Below are 24,306 nucleotides of genomic sequence, written 5' to 3' on the forward strand. Positions count from 1 at the left end.
CATGACGATCAAAGCCGTGCTCTTCGACTTCTCGGGCACCCTCTTCCGTATCGAGTCCACCGAGTCCTGGCTGCGCGCGGTGCTGGCGGAGGCCGATGTCGCCCTGCCGGAGTCCGACGTGATCCGGACCGCCGAGGCTCTGGAGAGGGCGGGTGCGCTGGCGGGCGGGGCGTTCCCAGCGACAGCGCCGACGGGTGAGCTGGGCGACCTGTGGGCGGTACGGGACCAGAGCGCCGAGCACCACCGGGCCGCCTACACCGGTCTCTCCCGCCAGGTGTCCCTGCCGGATCCGGCGCTCCACGAGGCCCTGTACGACCGCCACATGGCGCCGGTCGCCTGGGACCCGTACCCGGACGCGGCCGAGGTGCTGGCCGCGCTGCGTGAGCGCGGTGTGGCCGTCGGCGTGGTCAGCAACATCGGCTGGGACCTGCGGCCGGTGTTCCACCACCACGGCCTCCACGCGCACGTGGGCACGTACGTGCTGTCGTACGAACACGGCGTTCAGAAGCCCGATCCGCGACTGTTCGCCGTCGCGTGCGAGGCGTTGGGTGTGGCGCCCGAGGACACGCTGATGGTCGGCGATCAGCCTGCCGCCGACGGAGGTGCCGCGGCGCTGGGCTGTGCGGTGCACTTCGTGGACCATCTGCCGGCAGCGGAACGGCCGGACGGACTGCGGCCCGTGCTGGATCTGGTCGGCTGAGGAAGCGCCCAAGTCCGCCGGGGGAACCGGACCGGGCCGGTGGCACTCCACACCCGTCCCGGACCATCCCCCGCGTGGCCCGGGACGGGCAGCTCAGGGCGCACCCACACAGGGTGATCACCCGGAGGCGCTGAGTATAGTTGACCGGCGGACAGTCAACGCAGGAGTTACAGGATGTCCCCACGCAACGCCTCGGTCAACGAAGAATGATGACGGCGTTGCAGGAAACGGCTTCTGCGGGTCCGGCTGAGCTCGTCAACGAGCGGTCGTCCGCCCCGCGGACGGGGCGGACGACCGGCGCTCGGATCAGATGGATCAGATGGATCGGGCAGATCAGTCGAAGTAGTCCGGCTGCGTTTGCACGTTGAGCTCGCTCAGACGGACCCGCTCGGCCGGGTCGGTGCGGCGGTCGCTGAGCTTCAGGACGTCGAAGCCCTTCACCATGTCGTTCGAGTAGATGTAGCCGTTGTAGTAGTACGCCGACCAGGTGCCGCCGCCCACGAGGGTGTCGGTGCTGATCGGACCGCGCTCGAAGTAGGCGATCTCCTTGGGCTTCGAGGAGTCGGTGAAGTCCCAGACGGAGACGCCGCCCTGGTACCAGGCCTGGACCATGATGTCCTTGCCCTTCACCGGGATCAGCGAGCCGTTGTGAGCGACACAGTTCTCGGTGTCGGCCTGGTGGCGCGGGATCTTGTAGTAGCTGCGGAAGACGAGCTTGCGGTCGTCGCCCTTGCCGACGATGTCGTAGATGCCGTCCGCACCGCGGTTGGGACCGATGGCCTCGTTGCAGGTGGCCGCGCCGCCGCCGCCCAACTCGTCGGTGAAGACGACCTTGTTGGCCTTCTGGTTGAAGGTCGCCGAGTGCCAGAACGCGAAGTTCACGTTGTCCTGGACCTGGTCGATGACCTTCGGGCGCTCGGGGTCCTTGATGTCGAGGAGGATGCCGTCGCCCATGCAGGCGCCCGCCGCGAGGTCCTTGGAGGGCAGCACGGTGATGTCGTGGCAGCCGGTCGTCTTGGACACACCCGGGTTGGTGGGCCCGCCCGGGTTGCCGCCGCCGTCCGGCCCCTCACCAGGGAAGAGCACCGGGAAGTTCACCACGGCCGCCTTCTCGGGCGCACTGCGCGGCACCTTGATGACGGAGATGCCGTCGTGCGGCGGCTGGCAGTCGGGGAACGAGGCGCTCGGCGAGTAGGAGGAGACGTAGATGTAGACGTTCCTGCGTTCGGGCACCAGCGAGTGGGTGTGCGAGCCGCAGGCGGTCTCGACGGCGGCGACGTACTTGGGGTTCTGCTTGTCGCTGATGTCGAAGACCTTCATACCCTCCCACGAGGACTTCTCGGTCGCGGGCTGCGTGGTGCTGTTGCAGGAGCTGTCGCTGCGCGAGGAGTCGGTGGACAGGAACAGCAGGTTGCCGGAGACGGAGATGTCGTTCTGCGAGCCCGGGCACAGCACCTGGGACACCGTCTTCGGCGCCTTCGGGTTGCTGATGTCGAAGATGCGGAAGCCGTCGTAGTTGCCGGCGAAGGCGTACCTGCCCTGGAACGCCAGGTCCGAGTTGGTGCCGGGCAGCAGGTCCTTGGGGATGTTGGTGACGTGCTTCATGTTGTCCGAGTGGACGATCTCGTCCTGCCCGGGTATGTCACCGCTCTCGATCGCCGCCCTCGCCTCGGCGGCGTCACTCTTGGAGACCTTCTCCGGCGCGGCGGGACGATCACCCGGGTCGGGCGTCGCGGCCGCCGGCCCGGCGGTGAGCAGCGCGGCCAGGAGCCCCGCCGCCGCCCCCGCAACTCCAAGGCGTCTGCGGCGTGTTCGCTGGTCGTTCAACAGGGTCACTGTGCGTCCTCCCTCGTTGGCCGTTCGCAAGTGAACGGTTCATGGACCACCGCAGTATCGTCTGCATCATGCACAGATCAATAGATGGCAACACACTCGTAATGAATATTTTTGATCATCGACGTCCTGAAGCGTGCTAGACCGGTCACCAACACTCACCAGGTGTACATCGGTTCCTGTGTTCCAGGAGGTCACTGTGCTCGTTCGCCGTACGTTCCGCGCGCCACTGTTCCCGGCGTTGGCGGCGGCCGCCCTGCTCGCGCTCACGGGGTGCGACTCCGGTTCGGACCCGGGCGGGGACGCCGACGCCCCGAAGGCGAGCGGGTCCGCCGTGATCGCCCCCGGCAAGCCGGGTGAGGCCGCCGAAACCCTCTCCGCCGAGGACGCCGCGAAGCGGCGCGCCGAGGACGACTCGCCCAACGCGGCGGACTTCGCCTACGCGCAGATGATGATCAAGCACCACACCCAGGCCGTGGAGATGACCGAACTCGTGCCCAGCCGCGCCGAGTCGACCCAGGTCAAGCGCCTCGCCGCGCGCATCTCGGCCGCGCAACAGCCGGAGATCGACGCCATGAAGGGCTGGCTGAAGATCAACGGCGATGAGAAGAAGGGCACTTCGGGCGGGCACGACCACGAGGCGATGCCCGGGATGGCCACCGAGGCACAGCTGGAGAAGCTGCGTGCGGCGAAGGGGAAGGCGTTCGACCAGCTCTTCCTGACGCTGATGACCACCCATCACGAGGGGGCCATCACGATGGCCACGGACCTGAAGGCGGCGGGCAACAACATCCTGGTCGAGGAGATGGCCGACGACGTGATCGCGCAGCAGACGGCGGAGATGAGCCGGATGCGCGAGATGCTGTGACGGTCGCCGCACGCGGGGCGACCGCAACAGGCCCTCTGACCCTCTGTGTGGCGACAGGCCCTAGCGTCGCGTGTGACGCGGTGTCAGGAAACCCTCGTCCCGAGCTCCTGCGATCAGCTTGAGTGATCTGCGGCGGCTGTGACCGGTCGCACGCATCACCGCGAGGACCGGATCGATCCCCTGCTCCTGGGCGGCGCGGTACTCCTCGGCGACGCGCCGCCGCCCCTCGACGCCGTGCGGCCAGGCCGACCGGGCGCCGCACGCCTCGAAGAGGGGACCCTCGATCCAGTCCGCGAGCACGGTCAGGTCGTCCAGGGACAGCGACGGCTGGGCCCGTACCTCTTCGAGGAGGACGTGCCCTTCGGACACCACGGCGAGTACGTCGACACGGGCACCGTCGGGGAAGATCAGCCGGGCGTTGTACCAGGCCGTGGCTCCGTCGTGCTCCTGCACTTCCCACGCGGGCCACACGGAGACGACCCCGTCGGGACGGTTCCGGCCAGAAAGGTGAATGAAGGATTCTGCCAGCACACGCACAACGTAGGTGAATGATCACACGCGCCGCGCACCACCACGCGAGCCCGACCCCTACGGCACCCCGTCAGCGCAGCGGGCGCCACTCCCTCGGGTGGTGTCGCGCTCGCGTTCCTCCCATGCCGGCCGGTGCGGTGCGATGCTTAAGGCATCAGCGATCTCCTCGTTTAAGGAGTCCCCCGTGCTGCGTGTCGCCGTCGTCGGCTCGGGTCCCAGCGGGGTCTACTCCGCGCAGACCCTGGTGCAGCAGGATCCCTCGGTGCACGTCGACGTCCTGGACCGGCTGCCGTGCCCCTACGGCCTGGTGCGGTACGGGGTCGCGCCCGACCACGAGAAGATCAAGTCGCTGCAGAACAATCTGCGGACCGTGCTGGAGCACGAGCGGGTACGTTTCCTCGGCGGCGTCGAGGTCGGTCCGGCCGGACTGCCGGTCGAGCGGCTGCGGGAGCTGTACCACGCGGTGGTGTACTGCGTGGGCGCCGCCACGGACCGGCGTCTGGGCATCCCGGGCGAGGACCTGCGGGGCAGTTGGTCGGCCACGGAGTTCGTGTCCTGGTACAGCGCCCACCCGGACTCTCTCGCGGACGGGTTCGTGCTCGGTGCCCGGGCGGCCGTGGTGATCGGCGTCGGAAACGTCGCGGTGGACGTGACCCGGATGCTTGCCCGGGGTGCGACGGAGCTGAGCCCCACCGACATGCCGCAGGAAGCCCTGACCGCGCTCGCCGCCAGCGAGGTCACCCAGGTCCACATGGTGGGCCGGCGCGGCCCGTCCCAGGCGCGCTTCACCACCAAGGAGCTGCGTGAGCTGGGCAGCATGCCGGACACCCGGGTGAGCGTGCGTCCGCCGGAGCTGGAGCTCGATCCGGCCTACGTCGACCCGTCCGGTCTGCCCGCCCCCCAGCGCCGCAACGTGGAGGTGCTGCGCGGCTGGGCCTCCTCGCCCACCGGGGACGACCGGCACACGATCTCGCTGCGCTTCTTCCTCCGGCCCGTCGAGTTCCTCGCCGACGGGGACCGCGTGTGCGGGGTGCGCTTCGAGCGGACGGAGCCGGACGGGCGGGGCGGGGTGACGGGCACCGGGCGGTACGAGGAGATCGAGGCCCAGCTGGTGCTGCGGTCGGTGGGCTACCGCGGGGTGCCGCTCGACGGGCTGCCGTTCGACGCGGAGCGCGGCACGGTGCCGCATGTGGCCGGCCGGGTACTGCGCGAGGGAGTGGTGGCCCCGGGCGAGTACGTGGCCGGGTGGATCAAGCGGGGCCCGACCGGAGTGATCGGCACCAATCGGCCGTGCGCCAAGGAGACGGTGACCTCGCTGCTGGAGGACGCCCCCGTCCTCGCCCGGCGGAAGGTGTCCGACGATCCGCTCGCCGTGCTGCTGGCGGAGGGGATCACTCCTGTGGAGTGGCCCGGGTGGCAGGCGATCGAGCGGGCCGAGGCGGAGCTCGGGGCCTCGCTCGGACGGGGCGTGGTGAAGCTGCCGGACTGGAAGTCGCTGCTGGCGGCGGCGCGTGACGGAAACGCATGACAGGGATGCCCGCGGGGCAGGCCGTACCGGCGCCGCCCGCGTTTTGGTGGCCATGACACCCATCGGCGCCACCACCGACCCGGTTCAGCGTCCGAGGCGGGCGGCCTGGCGAGCGGCGGCGGCGAGAAGGCTGTCGAGGAGACCCGGGAAGAGGTCGTCCAGGTCGTCGTCGCGCAGGCCGTTCATCTTGGCCGTGCCCCGGTAGGTCTGCCGGATCACTCCGCTCTCGCGCAGCACCCGGAAGTGGTGTGTGGTCGTGGACTTGGTGACCGGCAGGTCGAAGTCCGAGCAGGAGAGCTCGCCGCGGTCGGCGGCGAGCTCTCGTACGATCCGCAGGCGCATCGGGTCGGAGAGCGCGTGCAGGACGCCCTCCAGCCGGATCTCGTCGCGCGCCGGATGCGGGAGGGCACGGCCTGCGGCGGCAGGGGCGGCGGGGGTCACGGCGGCTCCAGTTCGTTCGCGAGACTCCATTGTACGAGGACCTTCGTAGTTTGACACTTCCCGTACTACGATGCCTATCGTATGAGTCGTCCATCGGCCCCCGTGACGAATGGAGCAGCTCACCATGAGCGCCCTCTTCCAGCCCCTCAGCCTGCGTGACGTGACGATCCCGAACCGGGTGTGGATGGCCCCGATGTGCCAGTACTCGGCGGCGCCCGAGGGACCGGACACGGGCGCCCCCGGCGACTGGCACTTCGCGCACTACGGAGCCCGGGCCACCGGTGGTACGGGCCTGATCCTCGTCGAGGCGACCGCCGTCGGCCCCGAGGGCCGGATCTCCCCGTACGACCTCGGGATCTGGAACGACACCCAGGTCGAGGCGTTCCGCCGGCTCACGCGCTTCATGAAGGCGCAGGGCACCGTGCCCGGCATCCAGCTCGCTCATGCCGGCCGCAAGGCCTCGACGGACCAGCCCTGGAAGGGTGGCGCGCCGGTCGGGCCGGACGCCCACGGGTGGCAGCCGCTGGCTCCGAGCGCGATCGCGTTCGACGAGGGACACCCGGTGCCGGACGAGCTGACCGTGGATCAGATCAAGGAGATCCCGGGCCGGTTCGCTCAGGCCGCCCGGCGTGCCCTGGCCGCCGGTTTCGAGGTCGTCGAGATCCACGGCGCGCACGGCTACCTGATCAACGAGTTCCTCTCCCCGCACTCCAACCACCGCACGGACGCGTACGGCGGCTCGTACGAGAACCGCATCCGCTTCGCCCTCGATGTCGTCGACGCGGTACGGGAGGTGTGGCCCGACGACAAGCCGCTGTTCTTCCGTATCTCCGCCACCGACTGGCTTCAGGACGCGGGCTGGACGGCCGACGACACGGTCCGCTTCGCCTCCGCGCTCCAGGAGCACGGCGTCGACCTGCTGGACGTCTCCAGCGGCGGCAACGCCCCGCACGTCCGCATCCCGGTGGGCCCCGGCTACCAGGTGCCGTTCGCCGCCCGGGTGAAGGACCGGACCACGCTCCCCGTGGCCGCCGTCGGTCTCATCACCGACGCGGAGCAGGCCGAGAAGATCCTGGTCAACGAGGAGGCGGACGCGGTCCTGCTGGGCCGCGAGCTGCTCCGCAACCCCTCCTTCGCCCGCCTCGCGGCCCGCGAACTCGGCGCGGACATCCACGTACCGGACCAGTACCTGCGGTCCGCCTGACCGGGCGTCCCGCCCCGCGCCGTGCCGTGTGCCCCACCGGAAAGCGCGCCGGATTCAGTCGGCGGTGAGGCCGGAGGGCCGGGGCGGGCTTCGGAAGAGCCGGGTCGGTACGGCGGCGGCCAGGGTCCGGTAGCCCTCGGGGTTGAGGTGCAGCCAGTCCCCGTCGTGGAGTTCGGCGCGCAGGCGGCGCGGGTCCGCCGGGTCGCGTACCGCGCGGTCGAGGTCGATGACCGCGTCGAAGGTGCCGCTGGTGCGGATCCAGTCGTTGACGGCTCGCCGTGAGGCCTCGCGCAGCCCGGCCGGGTCGTCGTACAGGGTGTTGCCGCCGAACGGCAGGAGTGTCGCGCCGTACACACGGATGCCCTGTGCGTGTGCGCGGACGACGATCTGCTCGTAGGCGGCGACCAGGTCGGCGGTGACGGCGCGCTGGGCGGCCTCGGTGGCCGCCGCGGTGCCGAGGTCGTTGACGCCCTCGAAGACGATCAGCCAGGCGACACCGCTGCGGGCCAGGATGTCGCGGTCGAGGCGGGCGAGGGCATTGGGGCCGAGGCCGTCGTTGAGGATCCGGTTGCCGCCCGCGGCCTGGTTCAGGACGGCGACGTCGGCAGTGGCGGGGTGCGCCTGGAGGCGGTCGAAGAACTGGTCGGGCCAGCGGTTGTTGCCGTTGGTCGTGGAGCCACGGCCGTCGGTCAGCGAGTCGCCCAGGACGGCGACGGCGGCCGTGGTGGCATCGGAGACGACCTCGACGTCGCTCAGCAGGTACCAGTGGTCGGTGGCGGTCGCCCCGGACAGGTCCGCGGCCGTCGTGTGGTCACCGTGCCGGAGGTACGACGTGGTACGGGAGCCCGGGTGGGAGGTGAGCGCGAGGGACTTCTGGCCCTCCGCGAGGTAGGCCGTCACGGTCAGGTTCGTGCCGGGCCGGAGCTCGAAGTCCAGCGGGTCGGAGACCAGTTGGGCGCCGACGGGCACGGTGGCGGACCGGCGTCCGTTGAACGTCACCCGCTGAAGGCTCCCGGGCTCGACGGCGCTGACTCCGGCGCGCCCGTCTCGGGGCAGGGCCACGGTCACCGCGGTGAGGGGCAACGCGGCGGTGCCGAAGGCGTTGGAGAAGCGCAGCCGGACGCGCTCGCCGCCGGTGGAGACGCGCAACGTCTGCCGCAGGGTGGTGTCGACCAGGACGGCGTCGCTCCCGGTGAACGGCGGGGGCGGCATGTTGCCCGGCTCGGTGAGCTGCGGCATCGCGGTCCAGGTGTTCACCCAGTGCCGCTGGGCCGTACGGGACTGCTGGGCGGCCGACGGTTCGCCGCTGTGGCCGACGGCGCCCATCGCGGACGAGGTGGCGACGAGGGCCAGTGCCAGCACGCACACGGCGATCAGGTGGACGAAGGGTGCGCTTCTCCACGGCCGCGACGGCTGCCATGGCGATGGCTGCGACGGCTGCGGCACTCCGGTCGACGGCTTCACGGGCGAGGTGCCTTCCTGTGCGCGTGGTGGCATCGGCGGGCGCGCGCCGGGGGACCGGCGCGCGCCCGGAAACGGCGGCGCGAGTGGCGTGCGTCAGGTGGTGCAGTCGGCGCCGTTGAGGGCGAAGGCGGTGGGGCCCGCGCTGCCGCCGGTGTGGCCGGCCTGGTAGCCGATGCCGACGCTCGCGCCCGGGGCGATCGTGGCGTTGTACGCGGCGTTGGTGGCGGTCACCGCCCCGCTCGTCGGCGTATAGGTGGCGCCCCAGCCGCTGGTGATGGTCTGTCCGGCGGGGAGTGTGAAGGCGAGACTCCATCCGTTGACGGCGGTGGTGCCGGTGTTGGTGATGGTCACCGAGGCGGTCAGGCCGGTGCTCCAGGCGTTGGTGGTCACGGAGACCTTGCAGCCGCCGGGCTGGGGTTGGGGCGCGGGGCCGCCGCTGTCCAGGCCGAAGAAGGTGATCACGCGGGCCGCCATGCCCGTGGTGATCAGGTTGTGGCCGACGCCCTGGAGGCTGATGGCCTCGACGGGGGCCTGGTCACCGGTGGAGCCGTAGCGGGTGCGGGTCCAGCCGGACGCGGGCGAGTCGGTGCGGGCGGGCGTCTGGCTGATGCCCCGCACATCGGTCCACTGCTTGATCATTTCCCCGAAGTTGGGGTAGCGCAGGACGTCGTCCTCGGTGCCGTGCCAGAGCTGCATACGGGGACGGGGGCCGGTGTACCCGGGGTAGGCGCCCCGGACGAGGTCGCCCCACTCCTTCGGGGTGTGCGTCACCGTGCCGCCCGCGCAGGCGCTGTTCCACTCGGAGCCGTCGGTGGTGGCGAAGCAGCCGAAGGGCACGCCCGCGAACGCGGCACCGCCCGCGAACACGTCGGGATAGTCGCCCAGCAGGACGTTGGTCATCATCGCCCCCGAGGAGACGCCGGTGGCGAAGATCCGGCCGGTGTCGGCCTCGTAGGTGCGCGTGACATAGTCGATCATGGACTTGATGCCCACCGGGTCACTGCCGCCGCCCCGCTTGAGGGCCTGGGGCGAGGAGACGTCGAAGCACTTGCTGCTGCGGGTGACCGACGGGTAGATCACGATGAACCCGTAGCGGTCCGCGAGCGAGGCGAACTCGGTGTTCGAGTAGAACACCGGGCCGGAACCGGTGCACCAGTGGACGGCCACCAGGACCGCGGGGTTCTCGGTGACGGTGTCCGGCACGTACAGGTACATCTGGAGGTTGCTGGGATTGGGGCCGAAGTTCGTCACCTCGGTGAGGGACGCGGTGGGCGCCACGTCCCCGGCCGGGGCGGCGGGAGCCACCGTCGCCCCCGGAGGAACAGCCGTGGCCTTCGGGGTGGCCGAGACCTGAGGGGCGGCGAACAACAAGGCCGCGAGTAAGGGAACCAGACCTCCGAACAGCGCGAGGAGTGTCGCGCGGAGCGGTCTCCTCGCGGTGGTGCCGACAGTGGTGGACACGTCCTCGTCCCTTTCTGACGCCACGGCCGCCGGGGACCATCGCGGCTCGAACGGCATCGCTCAGCGGAACAAACGGCGGCGGACAACTGTGGGGAGCAACTGCGGGAACCGGCCTCCGGCCGTGGAGGCCGAAGGCATCGTGGCATGCACATGCAGGCCACGGAAGCGCTCCCACACACCGAAAAGATTCGATGAAAACGGTGACGGGGCAGGCGCGAAGCGACCCGAAAACCTTCTGCGTGAACCGTTGACCAGAAAGCGCTTACCCCCTACCTTCCGTTCAGAAGCGTGACCCGCCGCCTCCCTCTCACTCAGGAGACGGGAGCGAGGGGAGGTCTGCACCACCTGGGGCATTGCACTGGTTGGAGCCCCACTGCCTCCCCGTCGGGCGGCTCGGCTTGCGCGCGGCGATCAGAATGGCGAACAACATTCATCTATATGACCCACCAAGTCCTCCCTGAAGGGACGCACCCGCATGCGCACTCTCCCCCCACGTGCACGAGCGCGGAGATCCACTCTCGCCGCGGCCACCGCGGCCGCCCTCGCAGCCGTCGCCGTGGTCGCCGTCCCCCAGCCGGCGGGTGCCGCCGAGACCTCGCCCATCGGATTCGGCGCGGGCACCACCGGCGGCGGCAGCGCCGCCCCGGTGACCGTGTCGACGCTGTCCGCCTTCCAGACGGCCGTCACCGGGAACGCGGCGAAGGTGGTGCGCGTCAACGGCCTGATCTCGCTGAGCGGTCAGGTCGACATCGGCTCCAACACCACGGTCCTGGGCGTCGGTTCGTCATCCGGCTTCACCGGCGGCGGTCTGCGGATCAAGGAGGCGACCAACGTCGTCGTGCGCAACCTCAACATCAGCAAGCCGGTCGCGCCCTCCGACGGCATCACGGTCCAGAAGTCGACGAAGGTGTGGATCGACCACAACTCCTTCTCGGCGGACCGCGACCACGACAAGGACTACTACGACGGTCTCCTCGACATCACCCACGGATCCGACTACGTGACGGTGTCCTGGAACACCTTCAAGGACCACTTCAAGGGCTCACTCGTCGGCCACAGCGACAACAACGCCTCTGAGGACACCGGCCGCCTGAAGGTGACGTACCACCACAACGAGTTCACCAACGTCTACTCGCGCATCCCGAGCCTGCGCTTCGGCACCGGGCACTTCTACAACAACTACGTGAACGGCGCCGACACCGCCTGCCACTCGCGCATGGGCGCCCAGATGCTCGTCGAGAACAACGTCTTCCGCTCGACGAAGATCGCGGTCACCACGAACCGCAGCAGCGACACCGACGGCTACGCGAACCTGCGCGGCAACGATCTCGGCGGGGCCGCCACCGAGGTCTCCCGGGTCGGCAGCTTCACCAGCCCGCCCTACAGCTACACGGCGGAGTCCGCCTCGTCCGTCGTCGCCTCGGTGACGTCCGGCGCGGGCACGGGGAAGCTCTGACGCCCACGGGACCACCCACGCAGCCACCCCCCACCGAAGAGAAAAGTCCACCCCCATCACCAGACAGAAGGAATCGGGACATGACTTCTGCGGCACGTCCGCGCGCCCGCACGCGCGCACTGACCGGAGCGCTGGCCACACTCGGGCTCTCCGTTGGCATGATCATGACGGGCGGCGCCTCTCCGGCGAGCGCCGCCACCTGGCCCACCCCGAACGGCAGTGAGGGGGTCTCCGCCACCATTCCGATCTCCGGCACCAAGGATTACGGGATGAAGCGCCTCTACGGCACCGGGGACCTCGGCTCCGGCGGTCAGGACGAGGACCAGGGACCGATCCTGGAGCTCGCCGCCGGCGCCGTGCTGAAGAACGTCATCATCGGCGCCCCCGCCGCGGACGGCATCCACTGCAAGGGCAGCTGCACGCTGCAGAACGTCTGGTGGGAGGACGTCGGCGAGGACGCGGCGACGTTCCGGGGTTCCTCGTCGTCCAACGTCTACACCGTCTCCGGTGGTGGCGCGAAGGAAGCCTCCGACAAGGTGTTCCAGTTCAACGGGGCAGGGACGCTCAACGTCTCCAACTTCGCCGTGAAGAACTTCGGCACCTTCGTCCGCTCGTGCGGCAACTGCTCCACGCAGTACAAGCGGACGATCAACCTCAACACCATCGAGGCGACCTGGTCGGGCGGCAAGCTCGTCGGCATCAACACCAACTACGGCGACAGCGCGACCCTGAGGGGTATCACGATCGTCGGGGACTCCAGCAAGAAGATCGTTCCCTGCCAGAAGTACATCGGCAACAACACGGGCGCCGAGCCGACCACCAACGGCAGCGGGCCCGACGGCACGTACTGCAAGTACGCGGCGTCCGACATCAGGTACAGCTGAGTCATGACGACAGCTGAGTGATCAGGTGCGGCTGAACCATCCGGTACGGGCGGGTCCCGAGTTCGGCTGAGCCGATCGCACCCGTTCCTGCCGCGGCCGGCACCCGGCGGCTGTGCGAAGCGCCTCTGACGGGCGCCTTCGTACAGCCGCTCCGGCCTACCGGGGGCATGCGGGCGCGGCCGTGCGCCGTATCCCCGCTACCAGGTCTTGCGCCCCCACAACGGCCCGACACGCTCCCACTCCTCGTCCCACTCGTCCATGCGGCGGCGCTCCAGGCGACCGCGTACCAGGCGGCCGCTCACGAAGGGGACGCCCGCGGCGGTCACGCCCACGAGAACGCCGATCAGCGAGGAGCGGACACGGGCCTCGGACCGCGTGGCCGGCTCGGTGACCATGCGGCCGTCGGTGTCCGTCCAGACCGTGACCGGCGTGCCCACCGCGCTGGCGGGCGCCACCCGGGTCTGGCCGGTGTGGGCGGAGCCGTCCCTCGCCGTCCAGCGGACCTCGGCCCACACGCGCGCTGTTCCGGGAGCGGACGAGGCGACCGCCCCCGGGGCGTCCTCGGTGAGCTGCGCCACGACGGGGCGCCACTCGACGCGCTGCCGGTCGAGGTTGTGCTCGACCGCCCTCGTCGCCAGCAGACCGGTGATCACCCCGCCGAGCACGGTGAAGGCCCAGGCCGCGAGGACCACCCATGCCTCGATCCGGTCGCTGCGGCGCCGCAGCGGATTCCGCCGCCATCGCCACAACCACACCCTCGGACCTCGGAATGCCACCATCGAGGGCACCCTCCTCACGAACGCACGGACAAGCCAGACCGCCCTCCCATACGCGGGTGGCCCGGCCGATGCTCATGACGAATGCGTCACCCCGGCCGGACGGCGTGTTCCGTACGGTCGCCGCGAGCTGTCGGCAGGACCGGATCCAAGCCATCGCCATGGCCCGGCCGACCTGCTCGTGCGCTGCCGGACACCCGCTCCCACCTGCGGCGACGTCCTCACCGGGGGTGAGTGTCAGTGGTGGGGTGCAGACTGGCCCGTGTCTGAGACAACGACGTCCCGGAGGTGGCCGGTATGGCCGACATCCTGCTCACCGTAGGCACACGCAAGGGTCTGTTCATCGGGCGGCGGCGCGGCGGCGCCTGGGAGTTCGACGAGAGCCCGTACTTCAACGCGCAGGCCGTGTACGCGGTCGCGATCGACACCCGAACCGACACCCCCCGGCTGCTGGTCGGCGGCGACAGCGCACACTGGGGACCGTCCGTCTTCCACTCCGATGACCTCGGCCGGACCTGGACCGAGCCCGCGCAGGCCGCCGTGAAGTTCCCCAAGGACACCGGGGCGTCACTGGAGCGGGTGTGGCAGCTGCACCCGTCGGCGGCGGAACCGGACGTGGTGTACGCGGGCACGGAGCCGGCCGCCCTGTACCGCTCGGCGGACCGCGGGGAGAGCTTCGACCTCGTCCGGCCCCTGTGGGAGCACCCGACGCGCGACAGGTGGGTGCCCGGTGGCGGCGGGGAGGGCCTGCACACCATCCTCACCGACCGGCGCGACCCGCAGGTGATGACGGTCGCCGTCTCCGCGGCCGGCGTGTTCCGCACCCAGGACGGGGGCAGGAGCTGGGCGCCCTCCAACTCCGGTGTCTCCGCGGTGTTCCTGCCGGATCCGAACCCCGAGTTCGGCCAGTGCGTGCACAAGATCGCGCGGGACTCGGTGACACCGGACCGGATGTACCTGCAGAACCACTGGGGTGTGTACCGCAGCGACGACGCGGGCGCTCACTGGACGGACATCGGCGAGGGCCTGCCGTCCACGTTCGGGTTCGCCGCCGCGACCCATCCCCACCGCGGGGACACCGCGTACGTCTTCCCGATCAACGCCGACGCGGACCGCGTCCCGGCCGGGCGGCGCTGTCGTGTCTTCCGCACGGCGGACGCGGGCCGCACCTGGGAGCCGCTGTCGGCGGGCCTGCCGGACGAGGACCACTACGGCACGGTACTGCGCGACGCGATGTGCACGGACGACGCGGACCCGGCGGGCGTGTACTTCGGCAACAGAAACGGAGAGGTCTACGCGTCGGCGGACGACGGCGACAGCTGGCGGCAGTTGGCGTCCCACCTGCCGGACGTGCTGTGCGTGCGCGCGGCGGTGGTGGACTGACGGGAGCGCCGGTGTCCGGGGGGTCCTTCGACGACGTCCGGGGCCTGATCGCCGGGCAGGACCCGTATGCGGCTCGGGGACATGTGGGAATCAGATGTCCCGGAGTCGCATACGGGCTGGGAGTCTTCTCCGCCGCGGGGCAGACGGGAGTTTGACGACAGGTCCTAGGGCAGTCGCCAGTCCACCGGCTGGGCTCCCTGGCGGGCGAGAAAGTCGTTGGCGCGGCTGAACGGGCGGGAGCCGAAGAACCCGCGGTCCGCCGACATCGGCGAGGGATGAGCCGACTCGATGGCCGGAAGGTCTCCGAGCAGGGGCCGCAGGTTGCGCGCGTCACGTCCCCACAGGACGGACACCAGCGGCTTGCCGCGCGCGGCCAGCGCACGGATGGCCTGCTCGGTGACCTCCTCCCACCCCTTGCCCCGGTGCGCCGCGGGCTTGCGCGGTGCCGTCGTCAAGGCCCTGTTGAGGAGCAGAACACCCTGTTGCGTCCACGGTGTCAGGTCCCCGTTCGACGGCCTGGGCAGCCCCAGGTCGGAGTGCATCTCCCGGAAGATGTTCTCCAAACTGCCCGGCAGGGAACGCACCTCGGGCGCCACCGCGAAGCTCAACCCGATGGCCATTCCCGGTGTGGGGTAAGGGTCCTGGCCGACGATCAGGACGCGAACGTCGTCGAAGGGCTGCTGGAAGGCCCGCAGGACATGCTGCCCCGCCGGCAGATAGGTCCGGCCGGCCGCTATCTCGGCCCGGAGGAAGTCGCCCATGGCGGCAATGCGTTCGGCCACAGGTTCGAGGGCTTTCGCCCAGCCTGCCTCAACAAGTTCATGCAAGGGTCGTGGTGCCACGGCGCGTCACTCTACTGGTCCACGCCATGCCCCCGCACGAACGGAGAGGCCCCCACGTGCGGACGCCGCTCGTGAACGCCACGCGCGGCGCCACGCGCGGCGCTACCCTTCCTCCTCGTCCAGATCTTTCGAGATCTTCGAGCCCGCCGCGCAGATCGCCCTGCCGGTCACCGGGAAGGAGACGAGCGTGGTGCGTCCGCTGGTCGAGCCACTCCGCCGTGGTCGTCGTGCCCGCCCCTCCCCCAGGTCCGCGGACCGCGGATTCTACGGCTCCCGCCCGTTCGGCCGCGCGGGCGACCCGCTCGACCGGCAGGGAGCACGGCCCGTGCACGGGCGCCTGCCGTGACCGGCACCGGAAACCCCGCCCCACCCGTCGTCCTCGCCGTGGACTCGGGCGGCTCCGGGCTCCGCGCGGTGCTGGCCTCGCAAGGCCGGGTCCGCTCTGCTCCGTTGGTGTCCAGGGAGCCGGTGCGGACCGGCCCACAGGGCATCGACGCCGGGCATCTGCTGGAGCAGCTCGTGCCCATGGCGCGGCGGTTGCTCGACGACGCCGGGAGCGGCCCGCCGCGGGCGGTGGCGATCGGCGCCGCCGGATTCGCGAGCCTGGGCGACCGGATGCGCGCCGAACTCCCGGCGGCCCTCGGGCGGGAGCTCGATGTGCGACGGGTCGCGCTGGTCGCCGACGCGGTCACCGCGTACGTGGGCGCCCTCGGGATGCGGGCGGGCGCGGTCGTCGCCGGCGGCACCGGGCTGATCGCCATCGGTACCGACCTGGAGCGCTGGCACCGGGCGGACGGGTGGGGGCATCTGCTCGGCGACTGCGGCGGCGGGGCGTGGATCGGGCGGGCGGGCCTGGAGGCCGCGCTGCGCGCCCACGACGGCCGCCCCGGCGGCTCGGCGCGGCTGCTGGCCCGCGCCGAGGAGCTGTTCGGCCCGGTCGCCCGACTCCCCGGACAGCTCTACCCGCGCACCGACCGTGCCGCGGTGCTGGCCTCCTTCGCGCCCGAGGTGGCCGCCTGCGCCGAGGGCGACCCGGTGGCGGCGGAGGTCCTGCGCGCGGCGGCCCGGCACACGGCCGAGTCCGCGGCCGCCGTCTGCCCCGCTTCGGGCGAGCCCCGAGTGGCTCTCACCGGTGGCCTGTTCAGGATGGGCGACCCTTTCCTCGTGCCCCTGGAGGCGGAGTTGGCGCAGCGGCTGCCGTACGCGCGGCGCGTGGCGGCCGAGGGTGATCCGCTGCACGGCGCGGTACGCATCGCGGCCGAGTTGGCCGAGGGGGTACCGGCGCTGCCCGGCGACGAGAGGATGGTGCATGTGCAGGTGGCCGAAAAGTAGTACCCCAAAACGGACTCGCTTCTTCCCGTCGGCCACACTGTGAAATGCGCCACTCATGTCGCCCCATGTCAGCGCGAAGTCGCGCGGTTTTCTGTCGATCGTCACGTAACTCATCAGACAAATCCGGACGGATACCGCTCACCTGCACCCTCCCCGAACAGGGGAGCCCAAGAAGCCAGTAGCATGCGGCGCCATGAGCTCCCCCACTGGGCCCGCATCCGGCCTGCCTGTACGAATGCCGCGACCCCGCCAGCCCGGGCGGCACCGCCGCCCCGAGCCCCTGGCGGCTCCTGAAGGCGCGCCCGCGCTCGTCCTCGCGGTGCCGGGCAAGCCCAGCGCCGCTACACGCAGCCTCGTCGAGGAGGTCGTGAGCATCGCGCGCTCCGAGCTGCCCGGCCTGGACGCGCGGATCGGGTACCTCGACGGGGACGGCGACGAGTTCCCCACACTCCAGTCCGTGCTCGCCCGTGCCGCCGAGGAGCGCACCGCCCGCTTCGAGCAGGCCCGCGCCGCGGGCATGGACGTCAAGGAGCCGGACGGCCCCGTCGCCGTCGTCGTGCCCCTGCTCGCAGGCCCGGACAGCTCGCTGCTGCGCCAGGTCCGCCAGGCCGTCATGGAGAGCCGTGTCGCGGCCGACCTGACGGACGTCCTCGGCCCGCACCCGCTGCTCGCCGAGGCGCTGCACGTGCGGCTGTCCGAGGCGGGCCTGGCGCGTGCCGACCGCGCCCGCCTGTTCACCGTGGCGACCGCCGCGGACGGCATCATCCTGGCGTCCGTCGGCGGCGACGAGGCCGTGCAGGCGGCCGGGATCACCGGCATGCTGCTCGCCGCTCGCCTCGCCGTGCCGGTGATGGCCGCGGCGCTCGACCAGGAGGGCTCGATCGCGGCCGTCGCCGAGCAGCTGCGCTCCTCGGGCTCGCAGAACCTCGCGCTCGCCCCGTACCTGATCGGCCCGGAGATCGACGCCGGCCTGATCGACGCGGCCGCCAAGGAGGCGGACTGCTCCCCCGCCGAGGCCCTGGGCCCCTACCCGGCGATCGGCAAGCTGGCGCTCGCCAAGTACACGTCGGCGCTGGGCATCGCCCCGCAGCAGCCGCAGGGCATGCCGGTCCGCTGAGCCGCGTCCGGCGTCCGGCGTTCGGCTCCGCAGAACCCGTGGCCGTGCGAAAGGGCCCGCATCCCTGCTCGGGAGCGGGCCCTTCGCCATGAGGCTTGCGCGGGCCTCGGCGCATGAGGGGGCAGTCGTCGGCGATCAGTACCGGTCAGCTTCTCGGCCCAGGACCACGCACGACGCCGCGGGAACCTCGACCGAGCCCTCCGGGTGGGGCAGGCCCGTGTCCGGGTCGAGGGCGAACCAGCTCACGTTCCCCGAGCGCTCGTTCGCGACGTACAGGAATCCTCCCGAGGCGGTGAGCGCACGCGGCCAGTGGCCGCCGCACGGCACGGTGCCCGCCGGCGCGAGTTCCTTCCCGCCGCCGTCGACCGTGAGGACCGTCAGCGTGTCCTGCCCGCGTGTCGCCGTCCACACGAAGCGACCGTCGGGCGACACGACGATGCCCGACGGGTACGCCTCGCCGTCCGGGGCGCCCGGCAGCACCGGGGTCTCGCCGAGCGGCGTCAGCTCGCCGCCGCCCGCGTCCCAGCGGCAGACGGTGACGATCGGCGCGAGTTCGTGGACCACGTACGCGTACGAGCCGTTCGGATGGAAGGCCAGGTGGCGGGGCCCGGAGCCGGGCCGGAGCGCGAGGGCGCGGTGCAGCACGGGCACCCCGGCGTCCAGCTCGCACACCCGCACCTGGTCCGTGCCCAGGTCGACGTCGACGACCCAGCGGCCGCTCGGGTCCGGCTGCACCTGGTGGGCGTGGGGGCCCTCCTGGCGCTGCTCGTCCGGCCCCGAACCGGTGTGCCGGAGGACTCCGGACGCGGTGTCCGCGAGGGTGCCGTCGGCGCGAAGCGGTACGGCGGTGACGCTGCCGGAGCCGTAGTTGGCGGTCAGGACGTGCCCTGCGACGAGGGAGAGGTGCGTGGGCCCGGCGCCGTGGACGCGGACCGGCGGCCCGGTGAGCTCCAGCCGCGCTCCGGTCACGCGGTACGCGGCGACCGCGCCCTCAGGTGTCTCGCTGACCGTGTAGAGGAGGTCGCCGCCCGGCGCCAGGGCGAGGTACGACGGGTCGGGTACATCGTCCGCGCTGCTGAGGACGGTCAGCGCGCCGCTCGTCCCGTCCACTGCCGCCATGACGACGCCGGGACCGCCGGCGCTCGTGAACGAGCCGATGAACGCCCGTCGCCGGCTGCCGCCGCCCACGCCCGCGTCTGCCACTGCCGTCCCCTCTCGGTGACACGCCTGTCGGCATCGTGCCGTCGGAGCCGACGGCAGCATTAGGTCTAGACCATACCGTCCGCATGCCGAGTCCCCAGCAGTGAGCCGTGATGCAGCGCGCCATCCTTTCGGGTGATCGAGGAGACGGTCGCTGGCATCCTGAAGCCCATGGGCATTCTCGGCGACACCTCGGTCATCTTCGATCTCGACGGAACACTCGTGGACAGCGAGCCCCACTACTTCGAGGCGGGCCGGCAGACCCTTGCGGAGCAGGGCGTCACCGATTTCACCTGGACGGACCACGAGCGGTACGTGGGCATCAGCACCCGGGAGACCATCACCCGCTGGAAGGAGCGGTACGGCCTGACCGCCTCCGTCGACGAGTTGCTCGCCGACAAGAACCGCCGCTATCTGGAGCTCGCCCGCGCCTCCGCCCGCGTCTACCCGGAGATGCGGGCGTTCGTGGAACTGCTGGCCGACGAGGGTGTCCCGATGGCCGTGGCCTCAGGATCGTCACCGGAGGCCATCGAGGCGATCCTGACGGGCACGGGTCTCGCCGACCGGCTGAAGACCGTCGTCTCGGCCGACGAGGTGCCCCGGGGCAAGCCGGCGCCCGACGTGTTCCTGGAGGCCGCGCGCCGGCTGGGGGCCGACCCGGCCGACTGTGTGGTCCTGGAGGACGCGGCGCCCGGCGCGGCCGCCGCGCACGCGGCCGGCATGCGCTGCGTGGCGATTCCTTACGTCGCCGCCCAGGCCGACGACCCCGCGTTCGCGACGGCGGGGCTGCTGGTGCGTGGCGGTCAGCGCGCGTTCACGGCGCGGGAGGCGTACGACTGGCTCATCCGGTCGGTTGGGACCGGGTGACGACGGACGAGTTCAGCGTCGCAGGGCCCTCGCCACGGCACCGGTGACACCGGCTGCGGCACCGGCGGCGGCGAGGCCGGTGCCCGCGAGGGCGAGGGACTTGGCCAGGCGGCCCGGTGGTGCGGGCCGGGCGCCGGGGGCGACGCCGTACGCCGTACGGGACGGATCGCCGGTGTCCGGGAGGGCGGACGCCAGGAGTTCCGCGAGGTGGACTGCCTCGTGGCCGCCGCTGTCCAGTTCGTGGATCTGGGTGCGGCAGCTGAAGCCGTCGGCCAGCACCACCGTCTCGGCGGGGGTCTCGCGCAGCCGGGGCAGCAGTACCCGTTCGGCGCAGGCCTCGCTGACCTCCAGGTGGCCCCGCTCGAAGCCGAAGTTGCCGGCCAGCCCGCAACACCCGGAATCCAGGTGCTCGGCGTCCACCCCGGCGCGGCGCAGCAGTTCCTGGTCGGCATCCCAGCCGAGGACCGCGTGCTGGTGGCAGTGCACCTGGGCGAGGGCCCGTGCCGAACGGTCGGGTACCCGCGGGGGCTCGTAGCGGGGGCTGTGCTCGGTGAGGAGTTCGGCGAGGGTCACCGTCTGCCGCCGCAGCCTGCGCACATCGAGGTCACCGGGGAACAGCTCGGCCGCGTCCGAGCGGAAGACCGCCGTACAGCTGGGCTCCAGGCCCACCACCAGTCCCCCGCCACGCACGTGCTCGGCGAGGTGCCGGACGGTGCGCGTCAGGATCCGTTTGGCGGTGGCGAGCTGGCCGGTGGAGATCCAGGTGAGGCCGCAGCACAGGGGCTCGACGGGCAGAGTGACCCGCCAGCCGGCGTGTTCCATGAGCTGGACGGCGGCCCGGCCGATGTGCGGATGGAAGACGTTGGTGAACGTGTCGGGCCACAGGAGGACCGTGCCCCGGGCGCCGTCGCCGTTCGGCTCGTGCCGGGCGAACCACTGCTGCAGCGTCTCGTGCGCGAACAGCGGGAGTTCACGGTGCTCGACCCCGGCGACGGCGAGGGCCACCCGGGACAGCGGCGGCGTGTGCGTGAGTGCGTTCACCACCGGGCCGGAGCGGGTGCGGCCCACTGCCTGGGCGAGCGCGGGCAGCCAGCCCATCGTCAGGTCGGAGCGCGGGCGCCGCCACGGACGTCCCGCGTAGTGGTGGGCCAGGAACTCGGCCTTGTACGTGGCCATGTCGACATCGGCGGGGCAGTCGTTCTTGCAGCCCTTGCAGGCCAGGCACAGGTCGAGCGCGTCCTTCACCGCCTCCGAGCGCCAGCCGTCCCGTACGGCGCTGTCGCCGTGCCCGTCGAGCATCTCGAACAGCAGCCGGGCCCGGCCCCGGGTGGAGTGTTCCTCCTCCCTCGTCACCTGGTACGAGGGGCACATCACCGCACCGCCCTTGTTGGTGAGCTGCCGGCACTTGCCGACGCCCACGCAGCGGTTGGCGGCCTGGGCGAAGGAGCCGCCGTCGTCCGGGTAGCGGAAGTACAGGTCCTGCGGGTCGTACGGGGACCAGTCGCCACCGAGCCTGAGGTTCTCGTCCAGCCGGTACGGCGCCACGACCTTCCCCGGGTTCATCCTGTTCTCCGGGTCGAAGAGGGCCTTCAGACGCCCGAACGCCTCGACGATCTCCGGCCCGAACATCCGCTCCAGCAGTTCCCCGCGGCTCTGCCCGTCGCCGTGCTCCCCGGAGAAGGAGCCGCCGAACTCGGCGACGACACCGGCGGCGCGTTCCATGAAGCGGCGGTACTCCGCCACACCGTGCGCGGAGTAGAGGTCGAAGGGGATGCGGGTGTGGACGCAGCCGTGCCCGAAGTGGCCGTACAGGCTGGGGCCCGTCTCGTCGGCGTAGCCGAACTCTTCGTAGAGGTGCTGGAGTCGGCGCAGGTAGTCGCCGAGCCGTTCGGGCGGGACGGCCGAGTCCTCCCAGCCCTCGAAGGTGTCGGGGTGGCCCGGCACGTGCGCGGTGGCGCCGAGGCCCGCCTCACGGACCTGCCACAGCTCGTCCTCGTGTCCCGGGTCGTCGAGCAACGCCACGTCCGGGTCGTGCTCGGACTCCTGGAGCGCGTCCAGCATCCGGTGTGCCCGCTCGTCGGCCTCGTCGACCGTGTCGCCGCCGAACTGGACCATCAAGTAGGCGTTTCCTTCGGGGAGTTCGCCGATCACCCGGAGATTGAGGCGCTTGAGCCGCTGGTCGCGGATCAGCCGCTGGTCCATGCCCTCCAGGGCGATCGGCTCGTACGGAAGGATCGCGGGCACGCAGTCGGCTGCCTCGTAGACGCTGGGGAAGCCGAGGACGACCAGGCTGCGTTCCTTGACCACCGGTACCAGTTCCAGCTCGGCCCGCAGGACGGTGGCCAGGGTGGACTCGCTGCCGACGAGCAGTCCGGCGATGTCGAAGCCGTGCTCCGGCAGCAGGGAGTCCAGGTTGTAGCCCGAGACGCGGCGCGGGATGTCGGGGAAGCGGCGGCGTATCTCATCCGCGTAGGTGTCGCGCAGCCCCCGCAGTGCGCGGTACACGGCCGCCGCGGGGTCGCCGCGGTGCTCGATCCGGGCGTACTCCTCGTCGGTCGTCTTCCCGCACCAGAAGCGGGTGCCGTCGTAGAGCAGCACTTCGAGGCGGGCGACGTTGTCGACGACCTTGCCGGTGCGCTGGGCGGTGGCGCCGCAGGAGTTGTTGCCGATCATGCCGCCGATGGTGCAGTTCATGTGGGTGGCCGGTTCGGGGCCGAAGCGCAGGCCCGAGGGGGCCAGTCGCCGGTTCAGTTCGTCGAGGACGATGCCGGGCTGGACCACGCAGGTGCGGGCGTCGGTGTCGACGGATTCCAGGCGTGTGCAGTACTTGGACCAGTCGATCACCACGGCCGTGTTGGTGCACTGCCCCGCGAGGCTGGTGCCGCCGCCGCGGGAGAGCACCGGGGCACCGTGCTCGCGGGCCACCGCCACCGCCTCGGCGGCGGCCTCCGGGGTGCGGGGGACGACCACGCCGATGGGGGTCTGCCGGAAGTTGGAGGCGTCGGTGGAGTACGCGGCACGGCTGCCGGGGTCGAAACGGACCTCGCCGTCCACGCGTTCGCGCAGCGCGGCGCACAACGGTGTCTCCCTCACGCCCATGGCGCCTCCCTGCCCCTGTCTCCGTGGCTCGCTGCCGAACGGGCTCCCGGGTACCCGGGCAGGCAAGGGGCAACCACGACCGGGGCAGCTCGGCGGGAGGGCCCGGGTGCCGTCCCGGGGCCTAGCCGGATGCCCGCCAGCCGCTCCACCGCAGCACGGTGACCACGATCACCGGCCCGTCCGGCGGCCGGCCGCGGTACTGGGCGTACTTGTGTCGCAGCAGGTCGATGGCCGCGGTGTACTCGGCCCGCGCGTCTTCCCCGGGCGCGTCGGACGGTACGACCCGGGCGCCGCCGTCGGCCCGAACCCACCACAGCTGGTCCCAGTCCTCGTCGTACGCGTCCGCGAGCAGGCAGACGGCCGGGTGGACGGCGATGTTGTGCAGCCGCCCGAGTTGCCGGGACCTCTTCGGTTTGTGGTCGACGGCGGTGACGATCGTGTCCTCGTGCCGGGCGAACACGATCGGCACCAAGTGCGGGCGTCCTCCGGGAGCGACCGTCGCCAGCCGCGCGACCCGGGCGCCGGTGAAGCGCCGCCGCGCCTCCTCGGGTGCCATGTCGGGCACCGTGCCCTCCCCTCGGGTTCTCCCTCAGCGGCCTCGTGGTCTCCCTCAGCGGCCGTGCAGGGCCGCGAGCACGTCGTCGTCCGTCAGCTGGTCGAAGTTCCGGTACCACTCGCCGACGGCCATGAAGGCGCGCGGCCGGTCCAGGCAGACCACGTCGTCGGCCTCGTTCTCCAGGATGCGGGCCGCTTCCGGTGAGCAGACCGGTGCGGCCATGACGAGGCGTTCGGGCTCCCGGCCGCGGACGAAACGCAGCGCCGCCCGTGCCGTCGATCCGGTGGCCACCCCGTCGTCGACGACGATCACGGTGCGGCCCCGCAGCTCCGGAGCCTCACGGCCCTGCCGGTAGAGCGCCTCACGACGGTGCAGTTCCGCCCTCTCGCGGTCGACCGTGGGGGCGAGGGACGTCTCGCTGATCCCGAGCCGCTCCAGGGCGAGTGTGTCGAACAGCGGCGGATCGTCGCCCACGATCGCGCCGATGCCGTACTCCTCGTGGAAGGGGGCGCCGATCTTCCGCACCACGAGGACGTCGAGCGGGGCGTCGAGTGCCAGCGCCACCTCACGGCCCACCGTGACGCCGCCGCGGGGCAGGGCGAGGACGACGGGGTCGGGCAGCGCCCCTTTGTCGTGGAGGATGCGCAGTTGTTCAGCCAGTTCCTGCCCGGCCTGCCTGCGGTCACGGAACAGCATGTGCTTCCCTCTCCCTCTGTTCCTCACGGGGAGCTTCCCCGCGCTCACGGGGAGCCACGAGATGGCCG

At 71.4% G+C, this 24,306-nt stretch carries 21 protein-coding genes and 1 pseudogene; 11 read left to right on the plus strand and 11 right to left on the minus strand.

Features of this window, described 5'->3' with window-relative positions:
- Window position 1 precedes the first annotated feature (1 nt).
- Complete coding sequence (locus IE262_RS03220; protein WP_134030579.1) at window positions 2-700, plus strand: HAD family hydrolase; 699 nt, start codon at window positions 2-4, stop codon at window positions 698-700.
- A gap of 333 nt (window positions 701-1,033) precedes the next feature.
- Here the strand turns inward: IE262_RS03220 and IE262_RS03225 are convergent, their stop codons facing one another.
- Complete coding sequence (locus IE262_RS03225; protein WP_134030582.1) at window positions 1,034-2,536, minus strand: LVIVD repeat-containing protein; 1,503 nt, start codon at window positions 2,534-2,536, stop codon at window positions 1,034-1,036.
- Window positions 2,537-2,732: 196 nt separating this feature from the next.
- On the opposite strand from IE262_RS03225, the gene IE262_RS03230 reads away from it, so the two are divergent.
- On the plus strand, window positions 2,733-3,401 hold the full coding sequence (locus tag IE262_RS03230) for a DUF305 domain-containing protein (RefSeq protein WP_189871100.1): 669 nt from the start codon (window positions 2,733-2,735) through the stop codon (window positions 3,399-3,401).
- Between the two features lie 60 nt (window positions 3,402-3,461).
- Here IE262_RS03230 and IE262_RS03235 read toward each other — a convergent pair whose 3' ends face one another.
- On the minus strand, window positions 3,462-3,932 hold the full coding sequence (locus IE262_RS03235; protein WP_134030588.1) for a DUF6214 family protein: 471 nt from the start codon (window positions 3,930-3,932) through the stop codon (window positions 3,462-3,464).
- Between the two features lie 184 nt (window positions 3,933-4,116).
- On the opposite strand from IE262_RS03235, the gene IE262_RS03240 reads away from it, so the two are divergent.
- Complete coding sequence (locus IE262_RS03240; RefSeq protein WP_134030591.1) at window positions 4,117-5,460, plus strand: FAD-dependent oxidoreductase; 1,344 nt, start codon at window positions 4,117-4,119, stop codon at window positions 5,458-5,460.
- A gap of 84 nt (window positions 5,461-5,544) precedes the next feature.
- On the opposite strand, the gene IE262_RS03245 is transcribed toward IE262_RS03240, so the two are convergent.
- Entirely contained in the window at window positions 5,545-5,901 is a 357-nt protein-coding gene (locus IE262_RS03245) for an ArsR/SmtB family transcription factor (protein WP_134030594.1), read from the minus strand.
- A 124-nt stretch (window positions 5,902-6,025) separates the two neighbouring features.
- Between IE262_RS03245 and IE262_RS03250 the strand changes: the two genes are divergently transcribed.
- Window positions 6,026-7,105 (plus strand): NADH:flavin oxidoreductase/NADH oxidase, encoded by a 1,080-nt coding sequence (locus IE262_RS03250; protein ID WP_189871102.1) that lies wholly within the window; start codon window positions 6,026-6,028, stop codon window positions 7,103-7,105.
- Between the two features lie 54 nt (window positions 7,106-7,159).
- Here the strand turns inward: IE262_RS03250 and IE262_RS03255 are convergent, their stop codons facing one another.
- A complete protein-coding gene (locus IE262_RS03255) occupies window positions 7,160-8,482 on the minus strand; it encodes an SGNH/GDSL hydrolase family protein (RefSeq protein WP_373304973.1) in 1,323 nt (440 codons plus the stop codon).
- A gap of 180 nt (window positions 8,483-8,662) precedes the next feature.
- Window positions 8,663-10,030, minus strand: a complete 1,368-nt coding sequence (locus tag IE262_RS03260; RefSeq protein ID WP_229877066.1) for an extracellular catalytic domain type 1 short-chain-length polyhydroxyalkanoate depolymerase — start codon at window positions 10,028-10,030, stop codon at window positions 8,663-8,665.
- A gap of 475 nt (window positions 10,031-10,505) precedes the next feature.
- Between IE262_RS03260 and IE262_RS03265 the strand changes: the two genes are divergently transcribed.
- Together IE262_RS03265 and IE262_RS03270 are read left to right on the plus strand one after the other, a co-directional pair.
- Window positions 10,506-11,486 carry a pectate lyase family protein gene (locus tag IE262_RS03265; protein ID WP_189871108.1) on the plus strand — a complete coding sequence of 327 codons (981 nt, stop codon included), beginning with the start codon at window positions 10,506-10,508 and terminating at the stop codon, window positions 11,484-11,486.
- 80 nt (window positions 11,487-11,566) lie between these two features.
- Window positions 11,567-12,370, plus strand: coding sequence for a pectate lyase (locus IE262_RS03270; protein ID WP_134030611.1), 804 nt, complete (start codon window positions 11,567-11,569; stop codon window positions 12,368-12,370).
- A 197-nt stretch (window positions 12,371-12,567) separates the two neighbouring features.
- Here IE262_RS03270 and IE262_RS03275 read toward each other — a convergent pair whose 3' ends face one another.
- The gene (locus tag IE262_RS03275; RefSeq protein ID WP_134030614.1) at window positions 12,568-13,149 is read right to left on the minus strand and encodes an Rv1733c family protein; all 582 of its coding nucleotides are present in this window, start codon (window positions 13,147-13,149) and stop codon (window positions 12,568-12,570) included.
- A gap of 294 nt (window positions 13,150-13,443) precedes the next feature.
- Between IE262_RS03275 and IE262_RS03280 the strand changes: the two genes are divergently transcribed.
- Complete coding sequence (locus IE262_RS03280) at window positions 13,444-14,529, plus strand: WD40/YVTN/BNR-like repeat-containing protein (RefSeq protein WP_134030617.1); 1,086 nt, start codon at window positions 13,444-13,446, stop codon at window positions 14,527-14,529.
- Window positions 14,530-14,693: 164 nt separating this feature from the next.
- Here the strand turns inward: IE262_RS03280 and IE262_RS03285 are convergent, their stop codons facing one another.
- A complete protein-coding gene (locus IE262_RS03285; protein ID WP_134030620.1) occupies window positions 14,694-15,371 on the minus strand; it encodes a uracil-DNA glycosylase in 678 nt (225 codons plus the stop codon).
- A 229-nt stretch (window positions 15,372-15,600) separates the two neighbouring features.
- Here IE262_RS03285 and IE262_RS40695 point away from each other — a divergent pair.
- The 3 genes and pseudogenes from IE262_RS40695 to IE262_RS03295 form a co-directional block, all read left to right on the plus strand.
- A pseudogene (locus IE262_RS40695) lies at window positions 15,601-15,717 on the plus strand (uracil-DNA glycosylase); the annotation flags it as partial.
- Window positions 15,714-16,703 (plus strand): N-acetylglucosamine kinase, encoded by a 990-nt coding sequence (locus IE262_RS03290; RefSeq protein ID WP_189871110.1) that lies wholly within the window; start codon window positions 15,714-15,716, stop codon window positions 16,701-16,703. The pseudogene IE262_RS40695 and the gene IE262_RS03290, both read left to right, overlap by 4 nt.
- A 193-nt stretch (window positions 16,704-16,896) precedes the next feature.
- Window positions 16,897-17,820, plus strand: a complete 924-nt coding sequence (locus IE262_RS03295) for a sirohydrochlorin chelatase (protein ID WP_134030626.1) — start codon at window positions 16,897-16,899, stop codon at window positions 17,818-17,820.
- Window positions 17,821-17,955: 135 nt separating this feature from the next.
- On the opposite strand, the gene IE262_RS03300 is transcribed toward IE262_RS03295, so the two are convergent.
- The gene (locus IE262_RS03300) at window positions 17,956-19,023 is read right to left on the minus strand and encodes a lactonase family protein (protein WP_229877067.1); all 1,068 of its coding nucleotides are present in this window, start codon (window positions 19,021-19,023) and stop codon (window positions 17,956-17,958) included.
- A gap of 168 nt (window positions 19,024-19,191) precedes the next feature.
- Between IE262_RS03300 and IE262_RS03305 the strand changes: the two genes are divergently transcribed.
- Window positions 19,192-19,887 carry an HAD family hydrolase gene (locus IE262_RS03305; protein ID WP_189871114.1) on the plus strand — a complete coding sequence of 232 codons (696 nt, stop codon included), beginning with the start codon at window positions 19,192-19,194 and terminating at the stop codon, window positions 19,885-19,887.
- 12 nt (window positions 19,888-19,899) lie between these two features.
- On the opposite strand, the gene IE262_RS03310 is transcribed toward IE262_RS03305, so the two are convergent.
- From IE262_RS03310 to IE262_RS03320, 3 genes are all read right to left on the minus strand, one after another.
- Window positions 19,900-22,986, minus strand: a complete 3,087-nt coding sequence (locus IE262_RS03310) for an FAD-binding and (Fe-S)-binding domain-containing protein (protein WP_189871116.1) — start codon at window positions 22,984-22,986, stop codon at window positions 19,900-19,902.
- A gap of 121 nt (window positions 22,987-23,107) precedes the next feature.
- Window positions 23,108-23,551, minus strand: a complete 444-nt coding sequence (locus tag IE262_RS03315; protein WP_229877068.1) for a TIGR03668 family PPOX class F420-dependent oxidoreductase — start codon at window positions 23,549-23,551, stop codon at window positions 23,108-23,110.
- 45 nt (window positions 23,552-23,596) lie between these two features.
- Complete coding sequence (locus IE262_RS03320) at window positions 23,597-24,238, minus strand: phosphoribosyltransferase (RefSeq protein ID WP_189871118.1); 642 nt, start codon at window positions 24,236-24,238, stop codon at window positions 23,597-23,599.
- Between the last annotated feature and the right edge of the window lie 68 nt (window positions 24,239-24,306).

It is taken from the genome of Streptomyces bluensis, assembly GCF_014650715.1.
Classification (GTDB): Bacteria; Actinomycetota; Actinomycetes; order Streptomycetales; family Streptomycetaceae; genus Streptomyces; species Streptomyces bluensis.